The sequence below is a fragment of the Massilia sp. KIM genome, from assembly GCF_002007115.1.
Classification (GTDB): Bacteria; Pseudomonadota; Gammaproteobacteria; order Burkholderiales; family Burkholderiaceae_D; genus Telluria.
The window spans coordinates 62,641-84,828 of record NZ_MVAD01000001.1; the positions used below are offsets into that span (position 1 = coordinate 62,641).

Here is a 22,188-nt window from a genome sequence, read left to right on the forward strand (position 1 = left end):
TTTCCCGCCATCTCGCCTGGCTTTTCCAGGCTCGGTGAGGAACACAGGGCAGGGCTCCGGCCCGCCATCCTCCCGGGCCAACTCCATCGCAGCGTGCACCTGACCATCGCGTCGGTGCTTTCCCTTTTCACTGGCCCATCCCCTCGTACGGCACCGGGCCGCCTCATGGAGAATCTTATGAAACCAAGCATCACCGTCTCGTGGCTCGACCTCGAACGTCTCGAACGCCTGCTCGACCGCCTGCCCGCCGCCCAGGCCGGGGCGCGCGACGCCCTGCTCGACGAACTCGGCCGCGCCGACATGGTCGAACCCTGGGAGATGCCGCCCGACGTCGTGACCATGAATTCGCGCGTGCGCTTCAGCTTCGACGATGCCGACGAAGAAGTCACCCTGACCCTCAGCTACCCCAAGGACATGAAGGATTCGGCCGAACAGCTATCCGTGCTAACTCCGGTCGGCACCGCGCTGCTGGGCCTGCGCGTGGGCGACAGCATCGCCTGGCGGCGCCCGGGCGGCGGCGAATTCAAGGTCACCGTGCGCGGCATCGAGTTCCAGCCGGAGCGCGCTGGCGAACTGCACCGCTGAGCCTTTCGCGGCCCGGCCCGCGCTAGAACAGGCACTTGCCGCGCACCCCGGCGACGGCGATGAAGGGCAGGGCCAGGTAGCCGCTGAGGAAGAAGGTCGGCTGTCGCTTCAGCCCGTCGTGGTGCAGGCAGTAGGGCACCTTGGCCTCGTCGACATGCTGGCGGAACTGCCGATAAGGATCTGCGCCAGGATCGGCGCCGAACACGGTCCCGGAAGCCGTGGTGCGCTGGGCCGGCTGATCGGCCAGCGTCTCGCGCACGGCGCGTTCGATCAGGCCGGCGTTCAGCACCGCGCGCAGGGAAGTGTTGCTCTGCGCATCGGTGGGCGGCTTTTCCCGCGGCGGCGGCGGGGCCTCGGCCCGGGCCAAGCCAAGAATCAGACCGCTCAAAACCGCCATTGCCAGCTGTTTCATGCCCATGTCCGCCAATCGTGATGTTGGCAAATGTACACTAGCAAAATGCGCACAAATGCATTGGCACATTTTGTTACATTTCAATGTGTACAATGCCTGCGGCCATATTCCAACCACATAAAAAGGACCTCCATGAAGCGCTTCCTGACCGCCTGTTTCCTCTTCCTCGGCCTGGCCGGCTTCGCCCGCGCCGACGCCGATCCCGAGCTGACCCGCCAGGTGAACGCCTTCGTGGACGCCTGGCACGATGACGCAGCCAATGCGCGCCTCGCCTATTTCGACAAGATGGCGCCCGACGGCGTCTACATCGGCACCGACCGCAGCGAGCTGTGGAAGCGCGACGACTTCAAGGCCTGGGCCAAGAAATACTTTGAACGCAAGTCGGCCTGGAGCTTCAAGGCCACCCGCCGCAACGTCTACGCATCGCAGGACGGTTCCCTGATCTGGTTCGACGAACTGCTGGACACGCCCAACATGGGCCACTGCATGGCCAGCGGCGTGATTCGCAAGACCAAAAGCGGCTTTGAGATCGTCCACTACCAGCTTTCGATGGCCGTGCCGAACGAGGTCAATGGACAGGTTAAAAAACTGATCGACGCACACGAGAAGAAGGCCAAGTCCTGAGGCGCCGCCTGTGCTAAGGTAGCCGGCTTTCCAGCATCGCAAGAACAGCAAGTGAGCATCCCCTACATCGGCCGTTTCGCGCCATCGCCCACCGGCCCGTTGCACGCCGGTTCGCTGGTGGCGGCGGTGGCCAGTTACCTCGACGCCCGCTTCCATGAAGGCCGCTGGCTGGTGCGCATCGAGGACATCGACGAAGGCCGCAGCGTGGCCGGCGCGGCCGAGGGCATCCTGGCCCTGCTGGCGGCGCTCGGCATGCAGGCCGACGGCGAGGTGGTATGGCAGAGCCGGCGCAAGCAGCTCTACCAGGCCGCGGCCGAGCGCATCGCCGCCAGCACCTATCCTTGCGGCTGCAACCGGCGCGAGATCGCCGATTCGCGCCTGGGCTTCGCGCCCGATGGCGCGGCCATCTATCCGGGCACCTGCCGCCACGGCCTGGCGCCGGGGCGCAGCATGCGCAGCCTGCGCCTGCGCGTGCCGGACCAAGGCGCGGACGAGATCAGCTTCAGCGACCGCTTCGCCGGGACCGTTACCCAGCACCTGGCGCGTGATTCCGGCGACTTCGTGCTCAAGCGCGCCGACGGTTTCTGGGCCTACCAGCTGGCGGTGGTGGTCGACGACTTCGAGCAGGGCGTGACCGACGTGGTGCGCGGCGCCGACCTGCTGGATTCGACCCCGCGCCAGATCTATCTCCAGCGCCTGCTGGGCGCGCCGACGCCGCGCTACCTGCACGTGCCGGTGGTGCGCAACGCCGGTGGCGAAAAGCTGTCCAAGCAGACCGGCGCCGTAGCAGTGACCGCGGGCGACGAGGCGGCCGCCGTGGCTGCCTTGATGCGCACCGCGGAATTCCTGGGACTGGATGTCGGCGGGCCGGAAACGCTGGATGCCTTCTGGCATGCGGCCATTCCCGCATGGGGGCGCTTGCTGGACCGGCGAGGTGCGATGCTGAGGCCGGACGCTTAGGGTCGCGCTAGGCCGACGGGCTTGCCATCAGGACGAGGGCGCCGACGAGGCGTTGCGCATGATGGTGATTTCGCCGTTGGCTTCGAGAAAGGCGACCTTCATTTCCGGGCGCGGACAGTCGGCCTGGCGCAGGGCTTCCTCGACGTCGCTCTGGGTCAGGCGGCAGCGCTTGACCACGTCGTCGAAGAACACCCCGTCACGCCCGATCAGCACCGCGCGGCCATCGACCAGGTGTTCGATCGCCGTGCTGCGCGCCGTGACCATGGCGATCAGGGACTTGAGTGCGACCAGGGTGGCGGCCACGATCAGTCCCCCCGACAGCGACTCGTCGCCGGCGGTCAGGCCGCTCGACACGGCTTCCGACAGCAGCATGACAATCAGGAGGTCGAAGGGCGTGAACTGCCCGACCGTGCGCCGGCCCGACACCCGCACCATGATCAGGAGCGCGACGTAGATGATGAACCCGCGTACGACGAATTCCCACCAGGGAAGCTCCATGTCGAACATATGCCCTCCGCAGCCAAAGCGCTTTGCGACAATTGTAATCAATTTGCTAACATCGTGATTTCAAGCGTGCGGCGCGCGGGGCCTGGGGCTCAGCCCGTGTAACTGGCGTTGAAGCCGAGGGCGACGTCGATCACTGTGCCGGAAATGCTGGCGGCCAGCCCGCCGGCCAGGAAGAGCGCCGCGTCGGCCACCGCCTGGGGCGCCAGCGCCGGCTCGCTTCGCAGCGGCATGAGGCTGTCCAGCAAGCGGTCCTGCTCCGCGAAGCTGTTCAGGCCCATCGAGCGCAACTGCCCGGTCGAGCGGTACATCGGGGTGTCGATCGGTCCGGGAGCAATCGCGTTGACGGCGATGTTGTAGCTGCCGAGTTCGTTGGCCGCCTGCTTGGTCAGGCCGATGACGCCCCATTTCGTCGCCGTGTAGATGCCGTTGCCGGCTGCACCCATGCGCCCGCCGATCGACGAGATGGTGATGACCCGTCCGCCGCGGCGTTTCAGGTGAGGCACCGCCGCATGGATGGTTTTCCAGACGCCGGCCAGGTTCACCTGCATCACGTCGTCGACTTCGGCTTCGGTCCCGTTCTCGATGGTGTGCCAGGCCACGGTGCCGGCGTTCGCGACCACGATGTCGAGGCCGCCGAAGGTATCGACCGTGAGCCGGTAGGCCGCGCGCAGCGCCTCGAGGTCGCGCACGTCCGCCTTGATCCTGAGCACCCGGGCGCCAGCAGCCTTGAGGGCCGCGACCGCCTCGTCGAACTCCGCCTCGCTGGCCAGTCGGTACCCCCGCGTGCGGATCGCGGCGGGATTGGCGATGTCGACCATGGCCACGGCGGCGCCGGCGCGGGCATAGGTCTCGGCGATGGCGCGGCCGATGCCGCGGGCCGCGCCGGTGACCAGTGCTACCTTGCCGCTCAGCGGCAGGGCGTCGGCCTCGCCGGCCGCGCGGGCAAGCAGCGGTGTCCCGGCGCCGGCCAGCGCCGCGGCCAGGCCGCCTTGCAGAAAGCGGCGTTTGCCGGCGTCGCGCATGTCGCCGTTCGGCGGTGTCGTTTGGGTGCGTGGTGTGCGAAGCATGATGTCCTCCGGTGCGGATTGCTTGATGGGTGTGCGGGCGTTCAGCGTTTGGCGGCCGGGGCTTGCGCCTCCTTCGGCTTGCCGTTCTCGAAAGCGCCGCCTTCGAGCAGGACCAGCGGATTGAAGAATTCCTTGACGCTCAGGATCTTGCCGTCGGGACGGAAGGTGAAGACATTGATGTAGATGTTGTCGTACTTCTTGTCCGAGTTCCTCACCTTGATGTCGCCACGGAATTCGGCAATGACGACATGCGGATTGTCGGTCCGATGCAGTTTCAGGTCGGGAAAGCGCATACTTTCCATGGCCTGCGGCAGGCCGGAAAAATGCGCCAGCAGGCGCGGTTTGCCGACCAGTTCGGTCGGGAAGCCGGGTGGCGCGTAAGGCATGTCCTGGCGGCCGTCCTCGGCCCACAGTTCGCCCCAGGCGGGAATGTCCATCTGCTCGAGCAGGCGCAGGAAGGTGCGCACGGTCGCGGCGTTGCGCTCGGCGATCGCGGGCGCACTTTCTACTTGCGGCGTGGCGGCGAGGACCGGCGCGTTGGCAAGGCCCGCCCCCACGGCGACACCCAGGTAGAGGCAGCTGGTGGACAGGAAACGGCGGACGGCGCCGGTGGCTTGGTAGTGCATGGCGTTCTCCTTGGCGAGGGGTTCAACATGGATGCATGGTAGGCCCCGCATCCCCGATGATTAAGTGGGGTAATGCATAAGACTTATTAAGGAATTCTTGATAATTGGCGCGTCCCCGGCGCTTTCCCCTCAGTCGTCCTCATGGTGGGCGCCCAAGGCTTCGATCAGCCGGGCGGCGACGCGCATCTTGTAGAGGTAGAAATCCGCCAGTTCCGGAAAGCGCGCAGCCTGGTCGCGCTGGTAAGCGAGCTCGCGGCGCAGCGCGGCGATCAGCGCGCTGCGCTCGTGCTCGAGCAGGTTCAGACAGACAGGGCGCATGCTGCCGCCGCCGCGCTCAGGAGCTTGCGCCAGTCACGCCGGCGGCTTCACCCTGGATCAGCCGTGGCCGGCGGTAGCCGGCGGGCTTGTCGCCGACCGGATTGGCGCCGGCGATCATCGCCTGCATGCCGTTCGTGAAAAAGCTGTAGGGGAAGGCAGGCTGGGGCGCACTGGCCGCGTCCAGCCGCGCCGCCAGCTCGGGCGGGAGCGTGAAATCGAGTGCGCCCAGGTTGTCGCGCAACTGTTCGAGCCGGGTGGCCCCCACCAGCACCGTGGCGACGCCGGGGCGGTTGGCCACCCAGTTGACCGCCACCTGGGCCATGCTGCGCCCGACTTCCCTGGCCACCTGTTCGAGCTCGGCAACGATGGAGAAATTGCGCTCGTTGAATTTGGCGAAGGCGGGATTGTTCGAGCCGCTCAGGGTCTGCAGGCGTCCCTGGCCGAACTGGCCGCCCTCGCTCGGACGGTACTTGCCCGACAGCAGGCCGGCGCCGAGCGGGCTCCAGGCCATAATCCCCATGCCATGGCGGGTGCCGAGTTCGACGAACTCGTGTTCGATGTTGCGTTCGACCAGGGAGTACTCCAGTTGAAGCGCCGAGATCGGCTCGTAGGCGCGGAACTCGGCGAGCGCCTGGGCGCGGCTGGCGTACCAGGCGGGCACGTCCGACAATCCAACGTGGCGCACCTTGCCCGCGCGGACCAGATCGTCGAGGGTGCGCATCACTTCTTCCGGCTGGGTCAGCATGTCCCAGGCGTGCAGCAGATAGAGGTCGATGTAGTCGGTGTCGAGGCGGCGCAGCGAGCCTTCCACGGCGCGCAGGATATTCTTGCGGCCATTGCCGCCGGCGTTGGGATTGGCGGGATCGGCGCTGAAGGTGAACTTGGTCGTGATCACCATCTTGTCGCGCAGGCCGCGTTCCCGGACGAACTCGCCAACCCAGCGCTCGGATTCGCCGTTGGTGTAGAGGTCGGCGGTGTCCACCAGATTGCCGCCCGCATCGACGTAGGCGTCGAACAGGGCGGCTGCGCCGGCCTTGTCCGTGCCCCAACCCCAGTCGGTGCCAAAGGTCATGGCGCCGAGGGCGAGGCGCGACACGCGCAGTCCGGAATTGCCGAGGGTGTAGGTATGCTTGAGGCTCATGATGATCTCCAGTCGGTGATGAAGGATGACGATGGAGACATCCTATTCCTCGCCTTCACACGGAAAAAGGTGTATAAAACGAAGAGGTCTTTAAGATTTTCTTAGGAATCGCATGCGCCTTACGCAACTGGACGGGCTGCTGGCTTTTGTCACCGTGGCCAAGCACAAGAGCTTCACCGGCGCCGCCGCCGAACTCGACCTGTCGGCCGCGGCGCTGTCCCAATCGGTGCGCGCCCTCGAGGAGCGGCTCGGTGTGCGTCTGTTCAACCGCACCACGCGCAGCGTGTCCTTGACCGAAGCTGGCCAGGCCTACATCGAAAGGGTAGGGCCGGCGATTGCCGACTTGCTGGATGCGAGCGAATCCTTGTCCCAGTTCCGCGACCAGCCGGTGGGCCTGCTGCGCCTGAACGCCGGCCGGGTGGTGGTGGCGACCGTGTTGCGCGAACTGGTGCCGGCCTTCATGGCGGCCTATCCGACGGTCAGGGTCGAAGTGCACATCGACGATGGCTTCTGCGACATCGTCGCGGAAGGTTTCGACGCCGGCTTCCGGCTGGGCGACAGCGTCGAAAAAGACATGGTCGCCCTGCCATTTGGTCCGCCGATGCAGATTGCAATCGTCGGTTCGCCATCCTATTTCAGCAAGCGGAGCAAGCCGGCCAGCATCGCCGATCTCAGGGAGCACGACCTGATCCGCTATCGCTTCCCGAGCAGCAAACAGCTCTATCGATGGGAACTGCTCGACAAGGGCCAGCCGGTGGAGGTGGACAGCCAGGGAGGCTTCGTCTGCAACGACTCCCTGCTGATGGTGGAAGCGGCCCTCGACGGCCTCGGGCTGGCCTACACCTTCGACCTCGCGGTGGCGGAGCACGTCAAGGCCGGCCGCCTGGTCCGGGTGCTGGAGGAAGCATGCCCCAGCTACCCGGGCTTTCACATCTACTATCCGGGCCGCCGGCAACTGCCGCTCAAGCTGCGCAAATTCATCGACTTCGGCACCGCCAGGCTGCGCCGCAAACCTTGAGCCGGCCTCAGGCAGGCTTGCCGGTGGCCTCGGCCTGTTCGGCCTCCCAGGCCGCCAGCTCCTTCTCGTAGCGCGCCAGCGCTTCCTCGTAGAGGTCGAACACGCAGGGAACGCAGCCGCTGCGGCAGCAATCCTCCAGCGCGGGCTGGACCGGCGGCTCGGGACGGCGGCGCGGCATCTCACTTCTCCTTGTTGAGAAGTTCCTGGATCTCGGCCCGCTCCTTCTTGCTGACGTGGCCGCGCAGGGCCGCCAGCACCAGTTCCTTGCCGGAACCGGCGAAGGCCTTGTGGATGAGTTCCTTGAGCAGGCCGGTCTGCAGGCTGTCCTGCGGCTGGGCCGGCGCATACACATGGGCGCGCGCGCTTTCGTCGCGCGTCAGCAGGCCCTTGGCATGCATCACCTGCAACTGGCGCAGCACGTTGGCATAGCCCATGTCCGGGCGCGTCTCGACCGCGGCCTCGTGGACCTGGCGCGCGGTGGCCGGCCCGAGCTGCCACAGCAGGCGCAGCATCTCGAGCTCGGCGGGGGTCGGCTTGGGTTGAGAGAGGGTGGTGCTCATGGATCTAGATTAAATGATCTAGATCCCGAAGTCCATCAGCGGCTGCGGTGGTAGGCCTGCAGGCGGAACTGCATGCGGCCGGTCTTGCGCTCGCAGACGCCGCTGATGGTCTCGTTCTGCGAGAGCTTCCAGCCCAGCCTACTTCCGGCGGCCTTGTCGGCGCAGGCGGCATGGACGACCTCGGGCACCTCGGGCAGTTCCACCGCCGGCGGCGTGGGCGGTGCCGGCGGGGCCGGGATCGCGGGCAGGCTGGGCAGGGCCGGCAGGGCGGGAGCGGTGGCCACGGCCTGGTGCGGCAGCGCAGGCGGCGCAGGCGGGGCGGGTGGGGCTGGCGGGGCGGGCGGCGCCGGGGGCTTGGGGCATTCGTTCTTCGCCGCGTCGCAATCGATCCAGACGCGCACCGTCTCGGAACCGGTCTGGGCGACGGCAACGCCGCCGAGCAGGGTGAAGGCGATCAGGGCCAGGGTCTTCTTCATGCTGTTCTCCATGTGTTGGCGGCCCGCCTCGTGTTGCGGACCATGAGCGCATGGTGCGCGCCAAATGTGGAGAAAAAATGGATCCTAACAATCGCAGCGGTAACCCAGCCCGTAGATCGAGCGGATCGCCTCCAGGCCCGGGGCCGCAGCCTCGATCTTGCGCCTCAGGTTCTTGATGTGGCTGTCGATGGCGCGGTCGGTCGCCTCCAGGTTGTCGGCGCGCGCGGCGTCGAGCAGCTGGGCGCGCGTCAGCACCTGGCCGGGGCGGCGCGCCAGCGCGGCCAGGATCGCGTACTCGCTGGGCGTCAGGTCGAGCGCCTTGCCATGCACCCGGATGCGGCGCGCGTGCTCGTCGACGGCCAGCGAAGGGGCGGGCGCCGCCACTCCTGTGCGGCGCAGGATGGCCTTGACCCTCGCCATCAGTTCGCGCGGGCTGAAGGGCTTGCACAGGTAGTCGTCGGCCCCGCTCTCCAGGCCCAGCAAACGGTCGATCTCTTCCACGCGCGCGGTCACCATCACGATCGGCAGGTCGGAAAATTCGCGCACGGCGCGGCACAAGGCCAAGCCATCCAGGCCGGGCAGCATCAGGTCGAGCACGAGCAGGGCCGGCGGCGCGCGGCGGATCGCCTCCAGCGCCTGGGCGCCGTCGCCGACCACTTCGGCCTTGTAGCCGGCCGCGCGCGCATAGTCGGCGACCAGGGCCGCGAGTTCGGGTTCATCCTCGACGATCATCAAGCGCGTCATGCGAGCTCCATTGCGATCGTCACGCGCAGGCCACCCAGCGGAGAAGGCGCGAAGGACAGCTGCGCGCCCTGGGCTTCGAGCAGGCGGCGGCACAGCGCGAGGCCCAGGCCGGCCCCGCCGTGGGCGCGGCTGCGCGAGGCATCGACGCGGTAGAAGCGTTCGCCGAGCCGGGCCAGGGCCGGTTCCGGCACGCCGGGCGCGCTGTCGTCCAGCACCAGGGCCAGGCGTGCGCCCTCGAGCCGGGCGTGCAAGCCGACCCGTCCGCCTGCGGCGGTGTAGCGCAGGGCATTCTCGAACAGGTTGCCGAGCACCTGGCGCATGCGGTCGGGATCGGCCAGCACGTTGGCGCGCGACGGCGGCGGCGCGATCTCCAGCGTGAGCCCGGCCGCATCGAAGCGGCCCGCGAACTGGCGCGCTTCGTCGACCGCCAGCTGCCACAGGTCGATGCGCTCGCGCCGGCAGGCCAGTTCGCCAAGGTCGGCGCGCGCCAGGGCGTAGAGCTCGTCGATCAGCTTGTTCAGCGCCAGCACCTGGCGCAGCATCGCGTCCACGGTCTCCGGCGTGGCTTGGCGCACGCCGTCCTGCAGCGCTTCGAGCTGGGCGCGCAGCACCGCCAGCGGCGTGCGCAGTTCGTGCGAGGTGTCGGCCACCCATTCGCGGCGCGCATTCTCGGCCTGGGCCAGGCGCTCGGCCAGGGCGTTGAAGTGGCGTGCCAGTTCGCCCAGCTCGTCGCTGCGGTCCTGCGGCAGACGCACGGCGTAGTCGCCCGCGGCGAGCGCGCCGGCGCCGCGCGCAAGACGGTCGATCGGGCGCCGGAAGTGGCGCGCCAGCAGGCTGGCGGCGAGGGCGCTGAGCACCACGGCGGCGGCGCCGATCAGCCACAGGCTGGCGCGCAGTTCGGCCAGGAAGGCATAGGCCAGGGCGTCGCTCGGCTGGTGGCTGCGCGCGACGGCGAGATAGCCCACGGTGCGCGCGCCGACCTCGATCGGGCGCCGGGCCAGCGGCAGCGGGCCGGGCTCGCGCCCCGCCAGGTAGCGACCCTCGGCGTCGAGCAGGGTGATGCGCTCGTGCAGGTCCTGCACCACGCCCTGCGCGTCGGCCGGCGGCGCTTGCGGCGGCGCGAGCGGCGGCAGCGGCATCGCGGGTGGGGCGGGTGGGGCGGGCGGCGCGGGTGGCTGCGGCGGGGCCGGGGGCGCGGGAGCGGGAATGCGCGGCGTCGTCGGCGCAGGGATGGGCGCGACGGCTTCGCCGCGCGCGCGCATGTCCTGCAGCCGGGCCAGTTCATTGGCCAGCCAGGTCCTGCGCGCCGGGCCATCCGGCACGACGCTCCAGTTGCCGCGACGCTCGTAGGCGCGGGTGAGTTCGGCGCTGAGATCGCCCAGGCGGTCCAGTTCGATCGCCACCGCGTAGTCGCCGAAGCTGCCCAGCACCTTTTGCCGCAGCACCAGGACGCCGCTCGCCGCCACCAGCAGGATGGCCAGCAGGACCGAGGCGAACAGGCGGAATCCGATGGAGATCTTCACTTTGCCAGGAGTAAATATCGATGCTTAATTGTAGTACAGTTAGTCTCCCATGGTGCAATTCTGATAATTGACATCCTAAAAACCACGTGCATATGCGAGATTTTGAACTGTCCGGTTACTTTGGGGCTGCCGGACAAGCCGGGGTGGCCAGTGGGGAGTAGTCCTACAGGACTGTGGTCCATTTTTGGTGTTCAGGCTGGCTTTCGATGATTAGCATAGACCTCGAGTTCAGTCGATGACGACTGATTTCTTCAACGAAGATAAGGAGGCAATCATGGCTTCGAACAACCAAGGCGGCAACAACGGCAACAAGCAGAGCGACACCAGCAACCGCGGTTTCGCTTCGATGGATCCGCAGAAGCAGCGCGAGATCGCCAGCGAAGGCGGCCGCGCGGCGCACGCTTCGGGCAATGCGCATGAGTTCACTTCGGAAGAAGCACGCCGTGCTGGCTCGATGAGCCACAAGAACGACGGCAACCAGCAGAGTGGCAACCAGGGTGGTGGCGGCAACCAGCAGAGCGGCAACCAGGGCAGCAGCGGCCAACGCGGCGGCTCGTCCGAGCAGCACGCGCAAGCGGGCCGTCAAAGCCACAAGAACGACGACAAGCGCTAAGCGCGCCTGAAGTCGACAGCCGCCGGCCCCGCCGGCGGTTTTCGCGTTTTCTCCAGCTTCAGTAGACGTCGCGCCGGTAGCGGCCTTCGCTCACCAGCCTGTCGACCAGTTCCTCGCCGAGGATCTCGACCAGCGCGTCGTGCACGCCGCCGGCCATTCCCTGCAGGCTGCCGCACACGTAGATCGCCGCGTCGTCCGCGACCCAGGCGCGCAGCACGTCGGCGTGCTCGCGCAGCAGGTGCTGCACGTAGCGCGGCCTGTCGCCGTCGCGCGAGAAGGCGAGGTCCAGGCGCGTGAGCGCACCCGCGGCCAGCCACTCTTGCAGTTCGTCGCGGCACAGGCTGTCGTGGGCCGCGTTGCGTTCGCCGAACAGCAGCCAGTGGTCGCGCACGCCGTTGTCGATGCGTTCCTTGAGCAGGGCGCGCAGGCCGGCCAGGCCGCTGCCGTTGCCGATCGCGATCAGGGGCCGGCGGGCATTGGTCCCGAGGCGGAAGCGTTCGTGCGCGCGCAGGCGCAGGCGCACCACGTCCTGGCCGCCCGCGTCTTCGCACAGCCAGCCCGAGGCCGCGCCAGGCGTGCCGTCCTCGCGCCGCTGCAGGCGCACCATCAGTTCCAGCCGGCCTTCGGCGGGCACCGAGGCCACCGAGTATTCGCGCGGATGCGCGGGGTCGCGCGGCGCGCTCACCTGCGCCAGGTCGCCGGCGCGCCAGTCCGGCAACGGGCCGTCCAGCGGGACCAGGGCCAGGCGGTAGAGCGGGCCACCGGCGCTGCCCGGGTTCATCAGGGTGCGCGCCGCGATGCGCCACTCGCCGTAGGCCGGGGCTTCCCAGTCGGGCGCATCCATGGTGCCGGCCAGGCGGCCGAGCTGGTGCTGCCATTCGCCCAGCGCGGCCGGGGCGCCGCGGTCGACGTCGATGCGCTCGAACAGGGGCGTGGCGCCGCGCGCCGCCAGCCAGCGGTCGAGCTGGCGGCCGAAGCCGCAGTAATTGGCGTAACTGCTGTCGCCCAGGGCCAGCACCGCGTAGTGCAGGTGCGAGAGATCGGGAGCGGCGGCCATCGCTTCGCTGGCGAAGCGCGCGCCTGGGTCGGGGGCGTCGCCCTCGCCATAGGTGCTGGCGATGAACAGGACGCGGCTGGCGCCGCGCAAGGTGTCGAGGTCGAGCCTGGACATGCACACCGCGCGCGCCTTCAGCCCGCCGGTGACCAGGGTGTCCACGCTGCGCTGGGCCAGCCAGTCGGCGCTGCCGGTCTGGCTCGCGTGCACCACCAGCCAGTCGGCCGGACCCGTCGCGGCGCTGGCGCGCGCCATGCGGCCGCGCCAGATCGCCAGGCACATCATGAGATAGACGCCGGACAGCGCCAGCGCGCCGCCCCAGCGGACAGGGTCGATGGTGATCATTGGAGCAGGGTGCGCCAGGCGGCGCTGGTGGTTTCGAGCAGCGCGCCCGGACCGCGCACCAGGAAGCGGGCGGCGATGCCGCGCGCGTCGGCGTAGGCCAGCCCGGCCTCGGGGCCGAGCACGGTGAGCGCCGTGGACAGGGCGTCGGCCGCCATGCAGCTCGTGGCCAGCACGCTCACCGAGGCGAGCTGGTTGGCGACCGGATAGCCGCTGCGCGGGTCGAGCGTGTGCGAGGCGCGCCGCGGTCCGTGGTCGCCGCGGGCATGCGTGAAGTAGCGCCGGTAGTCGCCCGAGGTGGCGACCGCCAGGCCGTGCAGGGCGACCACCGGCGTGGACGTGCCGGCGCCGGCATCGGGCACGCCTTCGATCTCGACCCACCAGGGTTCGCCATCCGGCTTGACCCCGGCGCCGCGCAGTTCGCCGCCGATCTCGGCCACGTAGTGGTGCACGCCGTGGCGCTCGAGGCAGCGCGCCAGGCAGTCGACCGCATAGCCCTTCGCGACCGAGGAAAAGTCGAGGACCGCGCCGCCCGGCTGCAGCAGGCGCCGGCTAGAGCGGTCCAGCACCGGGCGCCGCGCCGCGCGCGTGCGCACCAGCGCGGCAATGGCCTCGTCGGCCGGCGCATAGAAGCCGGCCTGGTCGTAGCGCCGGGTGGGGCCGAAGCCCCACAGCTCGACCAGGGCGCCGGCCGCCGGGTCATAGGCCCAGCCGCTGTCCTCGGCCACCCGCAGCGCATACTCGGCCACGTCGAAGAACTGCGGCGGCAGCGCATGCCAGCTGCCGGCCTCGGCGCGGTTGTAGCGGGACAGCAGCGAATCCGCTTCCCAGTGGCTCATCTGGGCCACGATCTCGTCCAGCTCGCATTGCAGGGCGCGCGCGAGGAGCTGGCCGTCGACCGCCGGCGGCAGCATCATGCGCACCGACCAGTCGGTGCCCATGCTGGCGCCGGCCGCGCGCCGCAGCTGGCTGCCGGCGGGCGGCAGGGCCAGGTCGATGTCGAGCGGGACGAGGACGGCGCGCATTACTGGGGCAGGACTTCCAGCGTGGCCGAGTAGCTGTAGCGGCGGGTGTCGCCGGCGGCCTCCGAAGGGCCCTTGCCTTGTTCGACCGGGTACTTGGCGGTCAGCCAGTACATGTTCGGCGCCGGCAGGGTGAAGCTGGCCTCGCCCTTGGCGTCGGTGGAAAAGCGCAGCTCGCCCAGGGTGCCGCGGTACTTGACCCCGCCCGGCACCAGGCTGAACGGGAAGTTGGCGAGCGGCTGGCCGTTCAGCACGAAGCGAAAGCGCGCGGTCTCGCCGGCGTGCAGTTCGTTGGGGTGGGTAACCGGCACCAGCTCCAGGCCCTGGCCGGTCGGCTTGAGCGCGCCTTCCGAGGTCTTGTTGGCCGAGACAAAGGTCTCCAGGCGGGTCGCGGTGATGGTGGTCTTGAGCTCCTGCGCGCCTTGCGGGATCTCTTTCGCCAGGTTGGCTTCGACCGTGCGGAAGCGCTTGACTTCGCCATTCAGCTTGTAGCTGCCGAAGACGTTGTTGTTCACCAGGGCCAGGCGGTAGGTGCCGTCCTTGGGCATGCGCAGGTCGAGGGTGGAGCGCAGCTTGCCCAGCACCGCCCCCTGGGCCGGGGCGCTGGCGCCGTCCGGGTCGGTGACCAGGAGGCCGTCCAGGCGCAGCGGGACGTGGTCGAAGTCGAACAGGCCTTCCGAGATGGCGCCGTCGATGGTGACCCAGGCTTCCGGCTTCTCGACCAGGGTGGCGCTGGGCAGGATCCAGCCGCGGTGGGCGGCGGCGGACAGCGAGAGGCCGGCCAGCGACAGGGCCAGGACGGTGTGCTTGAGGATGCGGATGGACATCGTGGTCTCCTTGGAATTATTGGATCTGGAGCGACACCGCGCCCAGTTCTTCCTTGCCGGCGGCGTTGGCGGCAAGCTTGCCCTTGGCCGGCAGGGTAAAGGGAACCTTCACCAGCTCGCGCCCGCCCGCTTCGCGCGCCGCCTCGACCACCAGCCGGTATTCGCCGGCCGGCAGCTTGTCGATGCCGTTCAGGGCCGGGCCGAAGCTCAGGGTGTGGGTGCCGGCGGCGCGGGTGGCGCCGCTCACGCCGTCGATCGGCAGGCTGGCGTCGCGGCCGGCCTTGCGCCACCAGGTGCGCAGGTCCTTGACCCACTTCTCGCCGGCCTTGTCCTTCTTCTTGATGTCGTACAGGACGGACAGGGTCGAAGCAACCGACTGGTCGGCGCGCTCGATCCACATCGCCACATAGGGCTTGTGGTATTCGGCCACGTTCAGCTGCGGCAGTTCGAACTTCACGGACAGGTCGGCGGCCATGGCCCAGCTGGAAGCGAGCGGCAGGGTCAGGGCGAGCGAGTGGGACAGTTTCATGGGCGGTCTCGGTGGATGGAATCAGTGGACGAAAAGGAGGGCCAGCACGGCCGGCAGCACGATGCCGAAGCCGATCACCGGCCAGGTCGAGGGGCGCTTGGCCGCGTGGTATTTCAGGATCAGGAAACCGGTGATGCAGAACACCAGGCAGGCGACGGCGAACAGGTCGATGAACCAGCTCCACACCGGGCCGGTATTGCGGCCCTTGTGCAGGTCGTTGAGCCAGCTGATCCAGCCACGCTCGGTGCGCTCGTATTCCGCGCTGCCGTCGGCGGCGATGCGCAGCCAGGCGTCGCCGCCGGGGCGGGGCAGGGCCACGTAGGCGTCGTCCTCGCTCCATTCGGCGCGCTTGCCGCGCACGTCGACCGGGAAGGCGCCGTTGGCCCAGTCGGCCAGCTCGGCAGGCAGCGGCACCTCGGCGTCGGCGTGCTCGGCGGCGTAGGCGGCGAGCCGGGCGCGGAGCAGCTCGGGCAGCTCGGCCTTGAGGCGGGTGACCACCGGCTTGGCCTCGATCTTGGAAGCATTATTCAGGGTGATGCCGGTAAAGCTGAACAGCAACATCGCCATCAGACAGATGGCGGAGCTGATCCAATGCCATTGGTGCAATTGCTTTAACCACAGGGCACGGGCTGCGCCGGGCAGGGCGGTCGCGCCCGGATCGGCTTTCGCGTTGGCGTGCGCAGGGGCAGAGGGAGTGGGGCCGGTTGGGTGCATAAAGTAAATGATAACGATTATCATTTACGTGGTCAACTCGGCAATCGGCGATGCTTGTCCACTCTACATTTTGAAATAAATAATTTCGCTGACCCCCATCGGCTTGCGCCTTGATGATGGGTTACAATACCGTGCGCTAAAAGTCAGGAGAGCGCTTGGAAGCGCCCCTGCAGAGTCCTTCCCCCACAACTTGATGTCTTGTAAGTGCGATCCGCTAACCGGTCAGGCCGTGTCGCGGAAGGTTAGACTAACCCGCCCCAACCTCGCGAAGCGCGAAGAAAGGTGAGCAAGAATGATGCAACAAAATAACGCCAACTCCTACCTGTTCGGCGGCAATGCCCCGTACGTGGAAGAGTTGTACGAGGCCTACCTGGACAATCCGGGTTCCGTGCCAGAGAACTGGCGCGCCTATTTCGACCAGATGCAAAACGTGCCTGCGGTCGACGGCTCCAGCCGTCCCGACGTCGTGCACTCGTCGGTCGTCGCCTCGTTCGCGGAACGTGCCAAGCAAGGCCCGATCCGTACCGTGACCGCCACCCCGGACGTCGAACTCGGCCGCAAGCGCGTCGCCGTCACCCAGCTGATCGCCGCTTACCGCTACCTGGGCTCGCGCTGGGCCAACCTGGACCCGCTGCAGCGCCAGGAACGTCCGCCCCTGCCGGAACTCGAGCCGAGCTTCTACGGCTTCACCGAAGCGGACCTGGACACCGTTTTCAACATCAGCAACACCTACTTCGGCAAGGAAACCGCGACCCTGCGCGAGATCCTGAACATGCTGCGCGACACGTACTGCCGCGCCATCGGCGCCGAGTTCATGTACATCAGCGACCCGACCGAGAAGCGCTGGCTGCAGGAGCGCCTCGAGTCGATCCGCTCGACCCCGACCTTCAGCGCCGAGAAGAAGAAGCACATCCTCGAGCGCCTGACCGCGGCCGAAGGCCTGGAACGCTACCTCCACACCAAGTACGTCGGCGCCAAGCGCTTCTCGCTGGAAGGCGGCGAGTCCTTCATCGCCTCGATGGACGAAGTGATCCAGCGCGCTGGTGAAAAGGGCGTGCAGGAAATCGTGATCGGCATGGCCCACCGCGGCCGCCTGAACGTCCTGGTCAACACCCTGGGCAAGAGCCCGGCCGACCTGTTCGAGGAATTCGAAGGCAAGCACGCCGACGACCTGCCGGCAGGCGACGTGAAATACCACCAGGGCTTCTCGAGCGACATCTCGACCCCGGGCGGCCCGGTCCACCTGTCGCTGGCCTTCAACCCTTCGCACCTGGAAATCGTCAACCCGGTGGTCGAAGGTTCGGTCAAGGCGCGCATGGAACGCCGCGGCGACCGCAAGGGCAAGGAAGTCCTGCCGATCCTGGTGCACGGCGACGCCGCCTTCGCCGGCCAGGGCGTGGTCATGGAAACCCTGAACCTGGCCCAGACCCGCGGCTACGGCACCGGCGGCACCGTCCACCTGGTCATCAACAACCAGATCGGCTTCACCACCTCCGACCCGCGCGACGCTCGTTCGACCCTGTACTGCACCGACGTGGTCAAGATGATCGAAGCGCCGGTCCTGCACGTCAACGCCGACGATCCCGAAGCCGTGGTGCTGGCGACCCAGATCGCCCTCGACTACCGCGTCGAGTTCGGCAAGGACGTCGTGGTCGACATCGTCTGCTACCGCAAGCTGGGCCACAACGAGCAGGACACTCCGGCCCTGACCCAGCCGCTGATGTACAAGAAGATCGCCAAGCATCCGGGCACCCGCAAGCTGTACGCCGAGAAGCTGGCCGCGCAGGGCACCGTGGGCGCCGACGCCGGCGACCAGCTGGTGGCCGAGTACCGCGCCGCCATGGACGCGGGCAAGCACACCGTCGATCCGGTCCTGACCAACTTCAAGAACAAGTACGCGGTCGACTGGGCTCCCTTCCTGAACAAGAAGTGGACCGACGCCGCCGACACCGCCGTGCCGCTGACCGAACTGAAGCGTCTGGCGCAGCGCATCACCACCGTGCCGGAAAACTTCAAGCTCCACTCGCTGGTCGAGAAGGTGCTGGCCGACCGCGCCGCCATGGGCCGCGGCGAGCTGAACCTCGACTGGGGCATGGGTGAACACCTGGCCTACGCCTCGCTGCTGTCCTCGGGCTACGCGGTCCGCCTGTCGGGCCAGGACGCCGGCCGCGGCACCTTCGTGCACCGCCACGCCGTGCTGCACGACCAGAACCGCGAGCGCTGGGACCAGGGCATCTACCTGCCGCTGGCCAATGTCTCGGACAACCAGGCGCACTTCACCGTGATCGACTCGGTGCTGTCGGAAGAAGCGGTGCTCGGCTTCGAGTACGGCTACTCGACCGCCGAACCGAACACCCTGACCATCTGGGAAGCCCAGTTCGGCGACTTCGTCAACGGCGCCCAGGTCGTGATCGACCAGTTCATCGCCTCGGGCGAAGTGAAGTGGGGCCGCGCTTCGGGCCTCGTCATGATGCTGCCGCACGGCTACGAAGGCCAGGGTCCGGAACACTCGTCGGCCCGTATCGAACGCTTCCTGCAACTGTGCGCCGACAACAACATGCAAGTGGTGCAGCCGACCACGGCCGCCCAGATCTTCCACCTGCTGCGCCGCCAGATGGTGCGCCAGTTCCGCAAGCCGCTGGTGATCTTCACCCCGAAATCGCTGCTGCGTAACAAGGACGCCGGCTCGCCGCTGACCGACCTGGCCAAGGGCGGTTTCCAGACCGTGATCGGCGAAGTGGACGAGAAGATCGAAGCCGCCAAGGTCAAGCGCGTGATCGTCTGCTCGGGCAAGGTCTACTACGACCTGGTGAACACCCGCAAGGCGCGCAACGCCAGCGACGTGGCCATCGTCCGCATCGAGCAGATGTACCCGTTCCCGCACAAGTCCTTCGCCGCCGAGCTGAAGAAGTTCAGCAACGCGACCGAAGTGGTGTGGGCGCAGGACGAGCCGCAGAACCAGGGTCCGTGGTTCCAGATCCAGCACAACATCTTCGAAAGCATGGAAGAAGGCCAGCGCCTGGCTTACGCCGGCCGCGCCGCCTCGGCGTCCCCGGCGGTTGGCTATGCCGACAAGCACGTGGCGCAGCAGAAGGAACTGCTGGAAACCGCGTTCTCGAAGCTCAAGGGTTTCATCCTGACGAAGTAAGGCAGCACCGGCCCGGGCCCCGACGTCCCGGGCCCTTTGCACAGAATAATTAAACGGAGTTTACTCAACATGGCACAAATCGAAGTCAAGGTCCCCCAACTGTCGGAATCGGTTGCTGAAGCGACCCTGCTGTCCTGGCACAAGAAGGTCGGCGAGCCCGTCTCGCGCGACGAGAACATGATCGACATCGAGACCGACAAGGTGGTCCTGGAACTGCCGGCCCCGAGCGCTGGCGTGATCGTGCAGCTGATCAAGGCCGACGGCGCGACCGTGGTGTCGGGCGAGACCATCGCGATCATCGATACCGAAGCGTCGGCACAGACCAGCCCGCTGGAAGTGAAGCCGATCCCGTCGGCAGCCCCGAACGCCCCGATCGAAGCCGCTCCGGCCGCCGCACCGGCCGCCGACCAGTCGAAGGCGGGCGTGGCCATGCCGGCCGCCGCCAAGATCCTGGCTGACAACAACATGAGCGCCGCCGGCATCGACGGTTCGGGCCGCGACGGCCGCGTGACCAAGGGCGACGCCCTGGCCGCCGTCGCCAGCAAGCCGGCCGCCGCACCGGCCGCCGCCGCACCGGCCAAGGCCCCGCTGCAGCAGGTCGCCGCCCCGGTCGCCAACCTGGGGGACCGTCCGGAAGAGCGCGTGCCGATGAGCCGCCTGCGCGCCCGTATCGCCGAGCGCCTGCTGCAGTCGCAGCAGACCAACGCCATCCTGACCACCTTCAACGAGGTGAACATGGCGCCGGTCATGGAACTGCGCAACAAGTACAAGGACAAGTTCGAGAAAGAGCACGGCGTCAAGCTGGGCTTCATGTCCTTCTTCGTCAAGGCCGCCGTCGCCGCGCTGAAGAAGTACCCGATCCTGAACGCCTCGGTGGATGGCAACGACATCGTCTACCACGGCTACTTCGACATCGGCATCGCGGTCGGTTCGCCGCGCGGCCTGGTGGTGCCGATCCTGCGCAACGCCGACCAGATGTCGATCGCCGAGATCGAGAAGAAGATCGGTGAATTCGGCCAGAAGGCCAAGGACGGCAAGCTGACCCTGGAAGAGCTGTCGGGCGGTACCTTCTCGATCTCGAACGGCGGCGTGTTCGGCTCGATGCTGTCGACCCCGATCATCAACCCGCCGCAGTCGGCGATCCTGGGCGTGCACGCGACCAAGGACCGCGCCGTGGTGGAGAACGGCCAGATCGTGATCCGTCCGATGAACTACCTGGCGATGTCCTACGACCACCGCATCATCGACGGCCGCGAAGCCGTGCTGGGCCTGGTGGCCATGAAGGACGCGCTGGAAGATCCGGCGCGTCTGCTGCTGGACCTGTAATCGCCAACCGACCCGCCTGGAGGAGCCATGAGTCTGTCTGATGAAATCAAACGGCTGCATGAACTGCACCAGGCGGGCGCCTTGAGCGATGCCGAGTTCGAGCAGGCCAAGGCCAGGATCCTGACGGCATCGACCGTCAGCCTGGACAAGGGCGGCGGTGCGCTGTCCGACGAGATGAGCAAGCTGCGCCGTTCGCGCGCCGACCGCTGGCTGGGCGGCGTGTGCGGCGGGCTGGGTATCGTGTCCGGGATCGATTCCTGGATCTGGCGCCTGGCCTTCGTGCTGTTCACCTTGGCCTACGGCGCCGGCGCCCTCATTTACTTGGCGTTGTGGATTTTTGTTCCCGAAGAATAAAACCGTTCGGTCTCGCAAGTAGGCCCGCTACGCTAGCACGTCGTTCCGGCGAAGGCCGGAACCCAAGTTCGTCGAGTCGCCACTAGCGTGACGCTTTGGCGCTCAGCACGCAAACTTGGATCCCGGCCTTCGCCGGGATGACGTTCATGTGCAGCGTGACCGGCGATGCGCGGGTGGCTTGCGCAGCGTGCACCGAACCAACCAGGAAATAACAATGAGCGATAAACAATTTGACGTCGTCGTGATCGGCGGCGGTCCCGGCGGCTACATTGCTGCCATCCGTGCAGCGCAGCTGGGCTTCAAGACCGCCTGCATCGACGAGTGGGTCAACGCCAAGGGCGGTCCGGCCCCGGGCGGCACCTGCACCAACGTCGGCTGCATCCCCTCGAAGGCTCTGCTGCAGTCGTCGGAAAACTTCGAGCACGCCGGTCACGGCTTCGCGGAGCACGGCATCAAGGTCTCGGGCCTGGAGATGGACGTTGGCCAGATGCTCAAGCGTAAGGACACGGTCGTCAAGCAGAACAACGACGGCATCCTGTTCCTGTTCAAGAAGAACAAGGTCACCTTCTTCCACGGTCGCGGCACCTTCGCCGGCAAGGCCGACGGTGGCTACACCATCAACGTCAGCGGCCCGACCACCGACAGCATCAGCGCCAAGAACGTGATCGTCGCCACCGGCTCGAACGCCCGCCAGCTGCCGGGCGCGGAGTTCGACGAGAAGCTGATCCTGTCCAACACCGGCGCACTCGCCATCGAGAACGTCCCGGCCAAGCTGGGCGTGATCGGCGCCGGCGTCATCGGCCTCGAAATGGGCAGCGTGTGGCGCCGCCTGGGCGCGGACGTCACCGTGCTGGAAGGCCTGCCGACCTTCCTGGGCGCGGTCGACGAGCAGATCGCCAAGGAAGCGCACAAGCTGTTCACCAAGCAGGGCCTGAAGATTAACCTGGGCTGCAAGATCGGCAAGATCACCAAGGGCGACAATAACGTCACCGTGGAATACGCCGACAGCACCGGCGCGGCCCAGACCGCCACCTTCGACCGCCTGATCGTCTCGATCGGCCGGGTGCCGAACACCACCGGCCTGGGCATCGAGACCGTCGGCCTGCAGCTCGACGAGCGCGGCTTCGTGGTGGTGGACGATGAGTGCCGCACCAGCCTGCCGGGCGTGTGGGCGATCGGCGACGTGGTGCGCGGCCCGATGCTGGCGCACAAGGCCGAGGAAGAGGGCGTCGCGGTTGCCGAGCGCATCGCCGGCCAGCACGGCCACGTCAACTTCAACACCATCCCCTGGGTCATCTACACCTCGCCGGAAATCGCCTGGGTCGGCCGCACCGAGCAGCAGCTCAAGGCGGACGGCGTGGCCTACAAGGCCGGCACCTTCCCGTTCATGGCCAACGGCCGTGCGCGCGCGCTGGGCGACACCTCGGGCATGGTCAAGTTCCTGGCCGACGCCACCACCGACGAGATCCTGGGTGTCCACATGGTCGGCCCGATGGTCTCGGAGCTGATCTCGGAAGCCGTGGTCGCGATGGAATTCAAGGCCTCGTCGGAAGACATCGCCCGCATCTGCCACGCCCACCCTTCGCTGTCGGAATCGACCAAGGAAGCCGCGCTGGCGGTGGACAAGCGTTCGCTGAACTTCTAAAGCGTCACCGTGTGGCGGCCCCCGGGCCGCCGCATCGCCACGGGGTGGACGGG

Annotated in this window: 25 protein-coding genes; 9 read left to right on the top strand and 16 right to left on the bottom strand. The window is 67.6% G+C overall.

All coding sequences use genetic code 11. The features are described 5' to 3' along the window. Positions 1–177: 177 nt before the first annotated feature. Positions 178–585: a nucleoside diphosphate kinase regulator gene (rnk, locus tag B0920_RS00270; protein WP_078030600.1), complete on the top strand. Its 408-nt coding sequence runs from the start codon at positions 178–180 to the stop codon at positions 583–585. Between the two features lie 22 nt (positions 586–607). Here rnk and B0920_RS00275 read toward each other — a convergent pair whose 3' ends face one another. After that, positions 608–997 carry a hypothetical protein gene (locus tag B0920_RS00275; protein WP_143745587.1) on the bottom strand — a complete coding sequence of 130 codons (390 nt, stop codon included), beginning with the start codon at positions 995–997 and terminating at the stop codon, positions 608–610. A 132-nt stretch (positions 998–1,129) separates the two neighbouring features. On the opposite strand from B0920_RS00275, the gene B0920_RS00280 reads away from it, so the two are divergent. Next, a complete protein-coding gene (locus B0920_RS00280) occupies positions 1,130–1,621 on the top strand; it encodes a nuclear transport factor 2 family protein (protein WP_078030602.1) in 492 nt (163 codons plus the stop codon). A 51-nt stretch (positions 1,622–1,672) separates the two neighbouring features. Further along, positions 1,673–2,581 carry a tRNA glutamyl-Q(34) synthetase GluQRS gene (gene gluQRS, locus B0920_RS00285; protein ID WP_078030603.1) on the top strand — a complete coding sequence of 303 codons (909 nt, stop codon included), beginning with the start codon at positions 1,673–1,675 and terminating at the stop codon, positions 2,579–2,581. A gap of 27 nt (positions 2,582–2,608) precedes the next feature. On the opposite strand, the gene B0920_RS00290 is transcribed toward gluQRS, so the two are convergent. From B0920_RS00290 to B0920_RS00310, 5 genes are all read right to left on the bottom strand, one after another. After that, positions 2,609–3,088, bottom strand: coding sequence for a DUF421 domain-containing protein (locus tag B0920_RS00290; RefSeq protein WP_078030604.1), 480 nt, complete (start codon positions 3,086–3,088; stop codon positions 2,609–2,611). Between the two features lie 89 nt (positions 3,089–3,177). Then, positions 3,178–4,155, bottom strand: coding sequence for an SDR family NAD(P)-dependent oxidoreductase (locus B0920_RS00295; RefSeq protein ID WP_078030605.1), 978 nt, complete (start codon positions 4,153–4,155; stop codon positions 3,178–3,180). Between the two features lie 41 nt (positions 4,156–4,196). Further along, positions 4,197–4,781, bottom strand: coding sequence for a nuclear transport factor 2 family protein (locus B0920_RS00300; RefSeq protein ID WP_179119056.1), 585 nt, complete (start codon positions 4,779–4,781; stop codon positions 4,197–4,199). Between the two features lie 129 nt (positions 4,782–4,910). After that, positions 4,911–5,099: a hypothetical protein gene (locus tag B0920_RS00305; protein ID WP_078030607.1), complete on the bottom strand. Its 189-nt coding sequence runs from the start codon at positions 5,097–5,099 to the stop codon at positions 4,911–4,913. A gap of 16 nt (positions 5,100–5,115) precedes the next feature. After that, positions 5,116–6,240: an aldo/keto reductase gene (locus B0920_RS00310; protein ID WP_078030608.1), complete on the bottom strand. Its 1,125-nt coding sequence runs from the start codon at positions 6,238–6,240 to the stop codon at positions 5,116–5,118. A 112-nt stretch (positions 6,241–6,352) separates the two neighbouring features. Between B0920_RS00310 and B0920_RS00315 the strand changes: the two genes are divergently transcribed. After that, a complete protein-coding gene (locus B0920_RS00315; RefSeq protein ID WP_078030609.1) occupies positions 6,353–7,258 on the top strand; it encodes a LysR family transcriptional regulator in 906 nt (301 codons plus the stop codon). A 7-nt stretch (positions 7,259–7,265) separates the two neighbouring features. On the opposite strand, the gene B0920_RS00320 is transcribed toward B0920_RS00315, so the two are convergent. The 5 genes from B0920_RS00320 to B0920_RS00340 form a co-directional block, all read right to left on the bottom strand. Next, positions 7,266–7,436 carry an oxidoreductase-like domain-containing protein gene (locus B0920_RS00320; RefSeq protein WP_078030610.1) on the bottom strand — a complete coding sequence of 57 codons (171 nt, stop codon included), beginning with the start codon at positions 7,434–7,436 and terminating at the stop codon, positions 7,266–7,268. A 1-nt stretch (position 7,437) separates the two neighbouring features. After that, on the bottom strand, positions 7,438–7,818 hold the full coding sequence (locus B0920_RS00325) for a BlaI/MecI/CopY family transcriptional regulator (RefSeq protein ID WP_078030611.1): 381 nt from the start codon (positions 7,816–7,818) through the stop codon (positions 7,438–7,440). Between the two features lie 35 nt (positions 7,819–7,853). Beyond that, positions 7,854–8,294 carry a hypothetical protein gene (locus B0920_RS25840; RefSeq protein ID WP_078030612.1) on the bottom strand — a complete coding sequence of 147 codons (441 nt, stop codon included), beginning with the start codon at positions 8,292–8,294 and terminating at the stop codon, positions 7,854–7,856. 84 nt (positions 8,295–8,378) lie between these two features. Beyond that, positions 8,379–9,038 carry a response regulator gene (locus B0920_RS00335; RefSeq protein ID WP_078030613.1) on the bottom strand — a complete coding sequence of 220 codons (660 nt, stop codon included), beginning with the start codon at positions 9,036–9,038 and terminating at the stop codon, positions 8,379–8,381. Then, positions 9,035–10,561, bottom strand: coding sequence for an ATP-binding protein (locus tag B0920_RS00340; protein WP_179119057.1), 1,527 nt, complete (start codon positions 10,559–10,561; stop codon positions 9,035–9,037). Before B0920_RS00340 ends, B0920_RS00335 begins: the two co-directional genes overlap by 4 nt. A 274-nt stretch (positions 10,562–10,835) precedes the next feature. Between B0920_RS00340 and B0920_RS00350 the strand changes: the two genes are divergently transcribed. After that, positions 10,836–11,174, top strand: coding sequence for a KGG domain-containing protein (locus B0920_RS00350; protein WP_078030616.1), 339 nt, complete (start codon positions 10,836–10,838; stop codon positions 11,172–11,174). Between the two features lie 58 nt (positions 11,175–11,232). Here B0920_RS00350 and B0920_RS00355 read toward each other — a convergent pair whose 3' ends face one another. The 5 genes from B0920_RS00355 to B0920_RS00375 are packed head-to-tail and all read right to left on the bottom strand — an operon-like array spanning position 11,233 to position 15,662. Then, positions 11,233–12,573 (bottom strand): sulfite reductase subunit alpha, encoded by a 1,341-nt coding sequence (locus B0920_RS00355; protein ID WP_078030617.1) that lies wholly within the window; start codon positions 12,571–12,573, stop codon positions 11,233–11,235. Next, entirely contained in the window at positions 12,570–13,595 is a 1,026-nt protein-coding gene (locus tag B0920_RS00360; protein WP_078030618.1) for an FAD:protein FMN transferase, read from the bottom strand. Before B0920_RS00360 ends, B0920_RS00355 begins: the two co-directional genes overlap by 4 nt. Continuing rightward, on the bottom strand, positions 13,595–14,419 hold the full coding sequence (locus B0920_RS00365; protein ID WP_078030619.1) for a DUF4198 domain-containing protein: 825 nt from the start codon (positions 14,417–14,419) through the stop codon (positions 13,595–13,597). Before B0920_RS00365 ends, B0920_RS00360 begins: the two co-directional genes overlap by 1 nt. A 16-nt stretch (positions 14,420–14,435) precedes the next feature. Continuing rightward, the gene (locus B0920_RS00370) at positions 14,436–14,948 is read right to left on the bottom strand and encodes a DUF2271 domain-containing protein (RefSeq protein ID WP_078030620.1); all 513 of its coding nucleotides are present in this window, start codon (positions 14,946–14,948) and stop codon (positions 14,436–14,438) included. Between the two features lie 21 nt (positions 14,949–14,969). Then, positions 14,970–15,662: a PepSY-associated TM helix domain-containing protein gene (locus tag B0920_RS00375; protein WP_078030621.1), complete on the bottom strand. Its 693-nt coding sequence runs from the start codon at positions 15,660–15,662 to the stop codon at positions 14,970–14,972. A 292-nt stretch (positions 15,663–15,954) separates the two neighbouring features. On the opposite strand from B0920_RS00375, the gene B0920_RS00380 reads away from it, so the two are divergent. From B0920_RS00380 to lpdA, 4 genes are all read left to right on the top strand, one after another. Further along, positions 15,955–18,810, top strand: coding sequence for a 2-oxoglutarate dehydrogenase E1 component (locus tag B0920_RS00380; protein WP_078030622.1), 2,856 nt, complete (start codon positions 15,955–15,957; stop codon positions 18,808–18,810). A 69-nt stretch (positions 18,811–18,879) separates the two neighbouring features. Next, a complete protein-coding gene (odhB, locus tag B0920_RS00385) occupies positions 18,880–20,136 on the top strand; it encodes a 2-oxoglutarate dehydrogenase complex dihydrolipoyllysine-residue succinyltransferase (RefSeq protein ID WP_078030623.1) in 1,257 nt (418 codons plus the stop codon). A 27-nt stretch (positions 20,137–20,163) separates the two neighbouring features. After that, positions 20,164–20,490, top strand: coding sequence for a PspC domain-containing protein (locus B0920_RS00390; RefSeq protein WP_078030624.1), 327 nt, complete (start codon positions 20,164–20,166; stop codon positions 20,488–20,490). Between the two features lie 214 nt (positions 20,491–20,704). Then, the gene (gene lpdA, locus B0920_RS00395; RefSeq protein ID WP_078030625.1) at positions 20,705–22,135 is read left to right on the top strand and encodes a dihydrolipoyl dehydrogenase; all 1,431 of its coding nucleotides are present in this window, start codon (positions 20,705–20,707) and stop codon (positions 22,133–22,135) included. Positions 22,136–22,188: the final 53 nt, after the last annotated feature.

Bases quoted from the DNA above. Each gene is read 5' to 3' on its own strand.
- B0920_RS00375 (WP_078030621.1), bottom strand. From the start codon at position 15,662: ATGCACCCAACCGGCCCCACTCCCTCTGCCCCTGCGCACGCCAACGCG.
- B0920_RS00320 (WP_078030610.1), bottom strand. From the start codon at position 7,436: ATGCCGCGCCGCCGTCCCGAGCCGCCGGTCCAGCCCGCGCTGGAGGAT.
- B0920_RS00315 (WP_078030609.1), top strand. From the start codon at position 6,353: ATGCGCCTTACGCAACTGGACGGGCTGCTGGCTTTTGTCACCGTGGCC.
- rnk (WP_078030600.1), top strand. From the start codon at position 178: ATGAAACCAAGCATCACCGTCTCGTGGCTCGACCTCGAACGTCTCGAA.
- B0920_RS00380 (WP_078030622.1), top strand. From the start codon at position 15,955: ATGATGCAACAAAATAACGCCAACTCCTACCTGTTCGGCGGCAATGCC.
- B0920_RS00280 (WP_078030602.1), top strand. From the start codon at position 1,130: ATGAAGCGCTTCCTGACCGCCTGTTTCCTCTTCCTCGGCCTGGCCGGC.
- B0920_RS00305 (WP_078030607.1), bottom strand. From the start codon at position 5,099: ATGCGCCCTGTCTGTCTGAACCTGCTCGAGCACGAGCGCAGCGCGCTG.
- B0920_RS00275 (WP_143745587.1), bottom strand. From the start codon at position 997: ATGAAACAGCTGGCAATGGCGGTTTTGAGCGGTCTGATTCTTGGCTTG.
- B0920_RS00350 (WP_078030616.1), top strand. From the start codon at position 10,836: ATGGCTTCGAACAACCAAGGCGGCAACAACGGCAACAAGCAGAGCGAC.
- lpdA (WP_078030625.1), top strand. From the start codon at position 20,705: ATGAGCGATAAACAATTTGACGTCGTCGTGATCGGCGGCGGTCCCGGC.
- odhB (WP_078030623.1), top strand. From the start codon at position 18,880: ATGGCACAAATCGAAGTCAAGGTCCCCCAACTGTCGGAATCGGTTGCT.
- B0920_RS00300 (WP_179119056.1), bottom strand. From the start codon at position 4,781: ATGCACTACCAAGCCACCGGCGCCGTCCGCCGTTTCCTGTCCACCAGC.
- B0920_RS00355 (WP_078030617.1), bottom strand. From the start codon at position 12,573: ATGATCACCATCGACCCTGTCCGCTGGGGCGGCGCGCTGGCGCTGTCC.
- B0920_RS25840 (WP_078030612.1), bottom strand. From the start codon at position 8,294: ATGAAGAAGACCCTGGCCCTGATCGCCTTCACCCTGCTCGGCGGCGTT.
- B0920_RS00360 (WP_078030618.1), bottom strand. From the start codon at position 13,595: ATGCGCGCCGTCCTCGTCCCGCTCGACATCGACCTGGCCCTGCCGCCC.
- B0920_RS00295 (WP_078030605.1), bottom strand. From the start codon at position 4,155: ATGCTTCGCACACCACGCACCCAAACGACACCGCCGAACGGCGACATG.
- B0920_RS00310 (WP_078030608.1), bottom strand. From the start codon at position 6,240: ATGAGCCTCAAGCATACCTACACCCTCGGCAATTCCGGACTGCGCGTG.
- B0920_RS00335 (WP_078030613.1), bottom strand. From the start codon at position 9,038: ATGACGCGCTTGATGATCGTCGAGGATGAACCCGAACTCGCGGCCCTG.
- B0920_RS00325 (WP_078030611.1), bottom strand. From the start codon at position 7,818: ATGAGCACCACCCTCTCTCAACCCAAGCCGACCCCCGCCGAGCTCGAG.
- B0920_RS00365 (WP_078030619.1), bottom strand. From the start codon at position 14,419: ATGTCCATCCGCATCCTCAAGCACACCGTCCTGGCCCTGTCGCTGGCC.
- B0920_RS00390 (WP_078030624.1), top strand. From the start codon at position 20,164: ATGAGTCTGTCTGATGAAATCAAACGGCTGCATGAACTGCACCAGGCG.
- B0920_RS00290 (WP_078030604.1), bottom strand. From the start codon at position 3,088: ATGTTCGACATGGAGCTTCCCTGGTGGGAATTCGTCGTACGCGGGTTC.
- B0920_RS00370 (WP_078030620.1), bottom strand. From the start codon at position 14,948: ATGAAACTGTCCCACTCGCTCGCCCTGACCCTGCCGCTCGCTTCCAGC.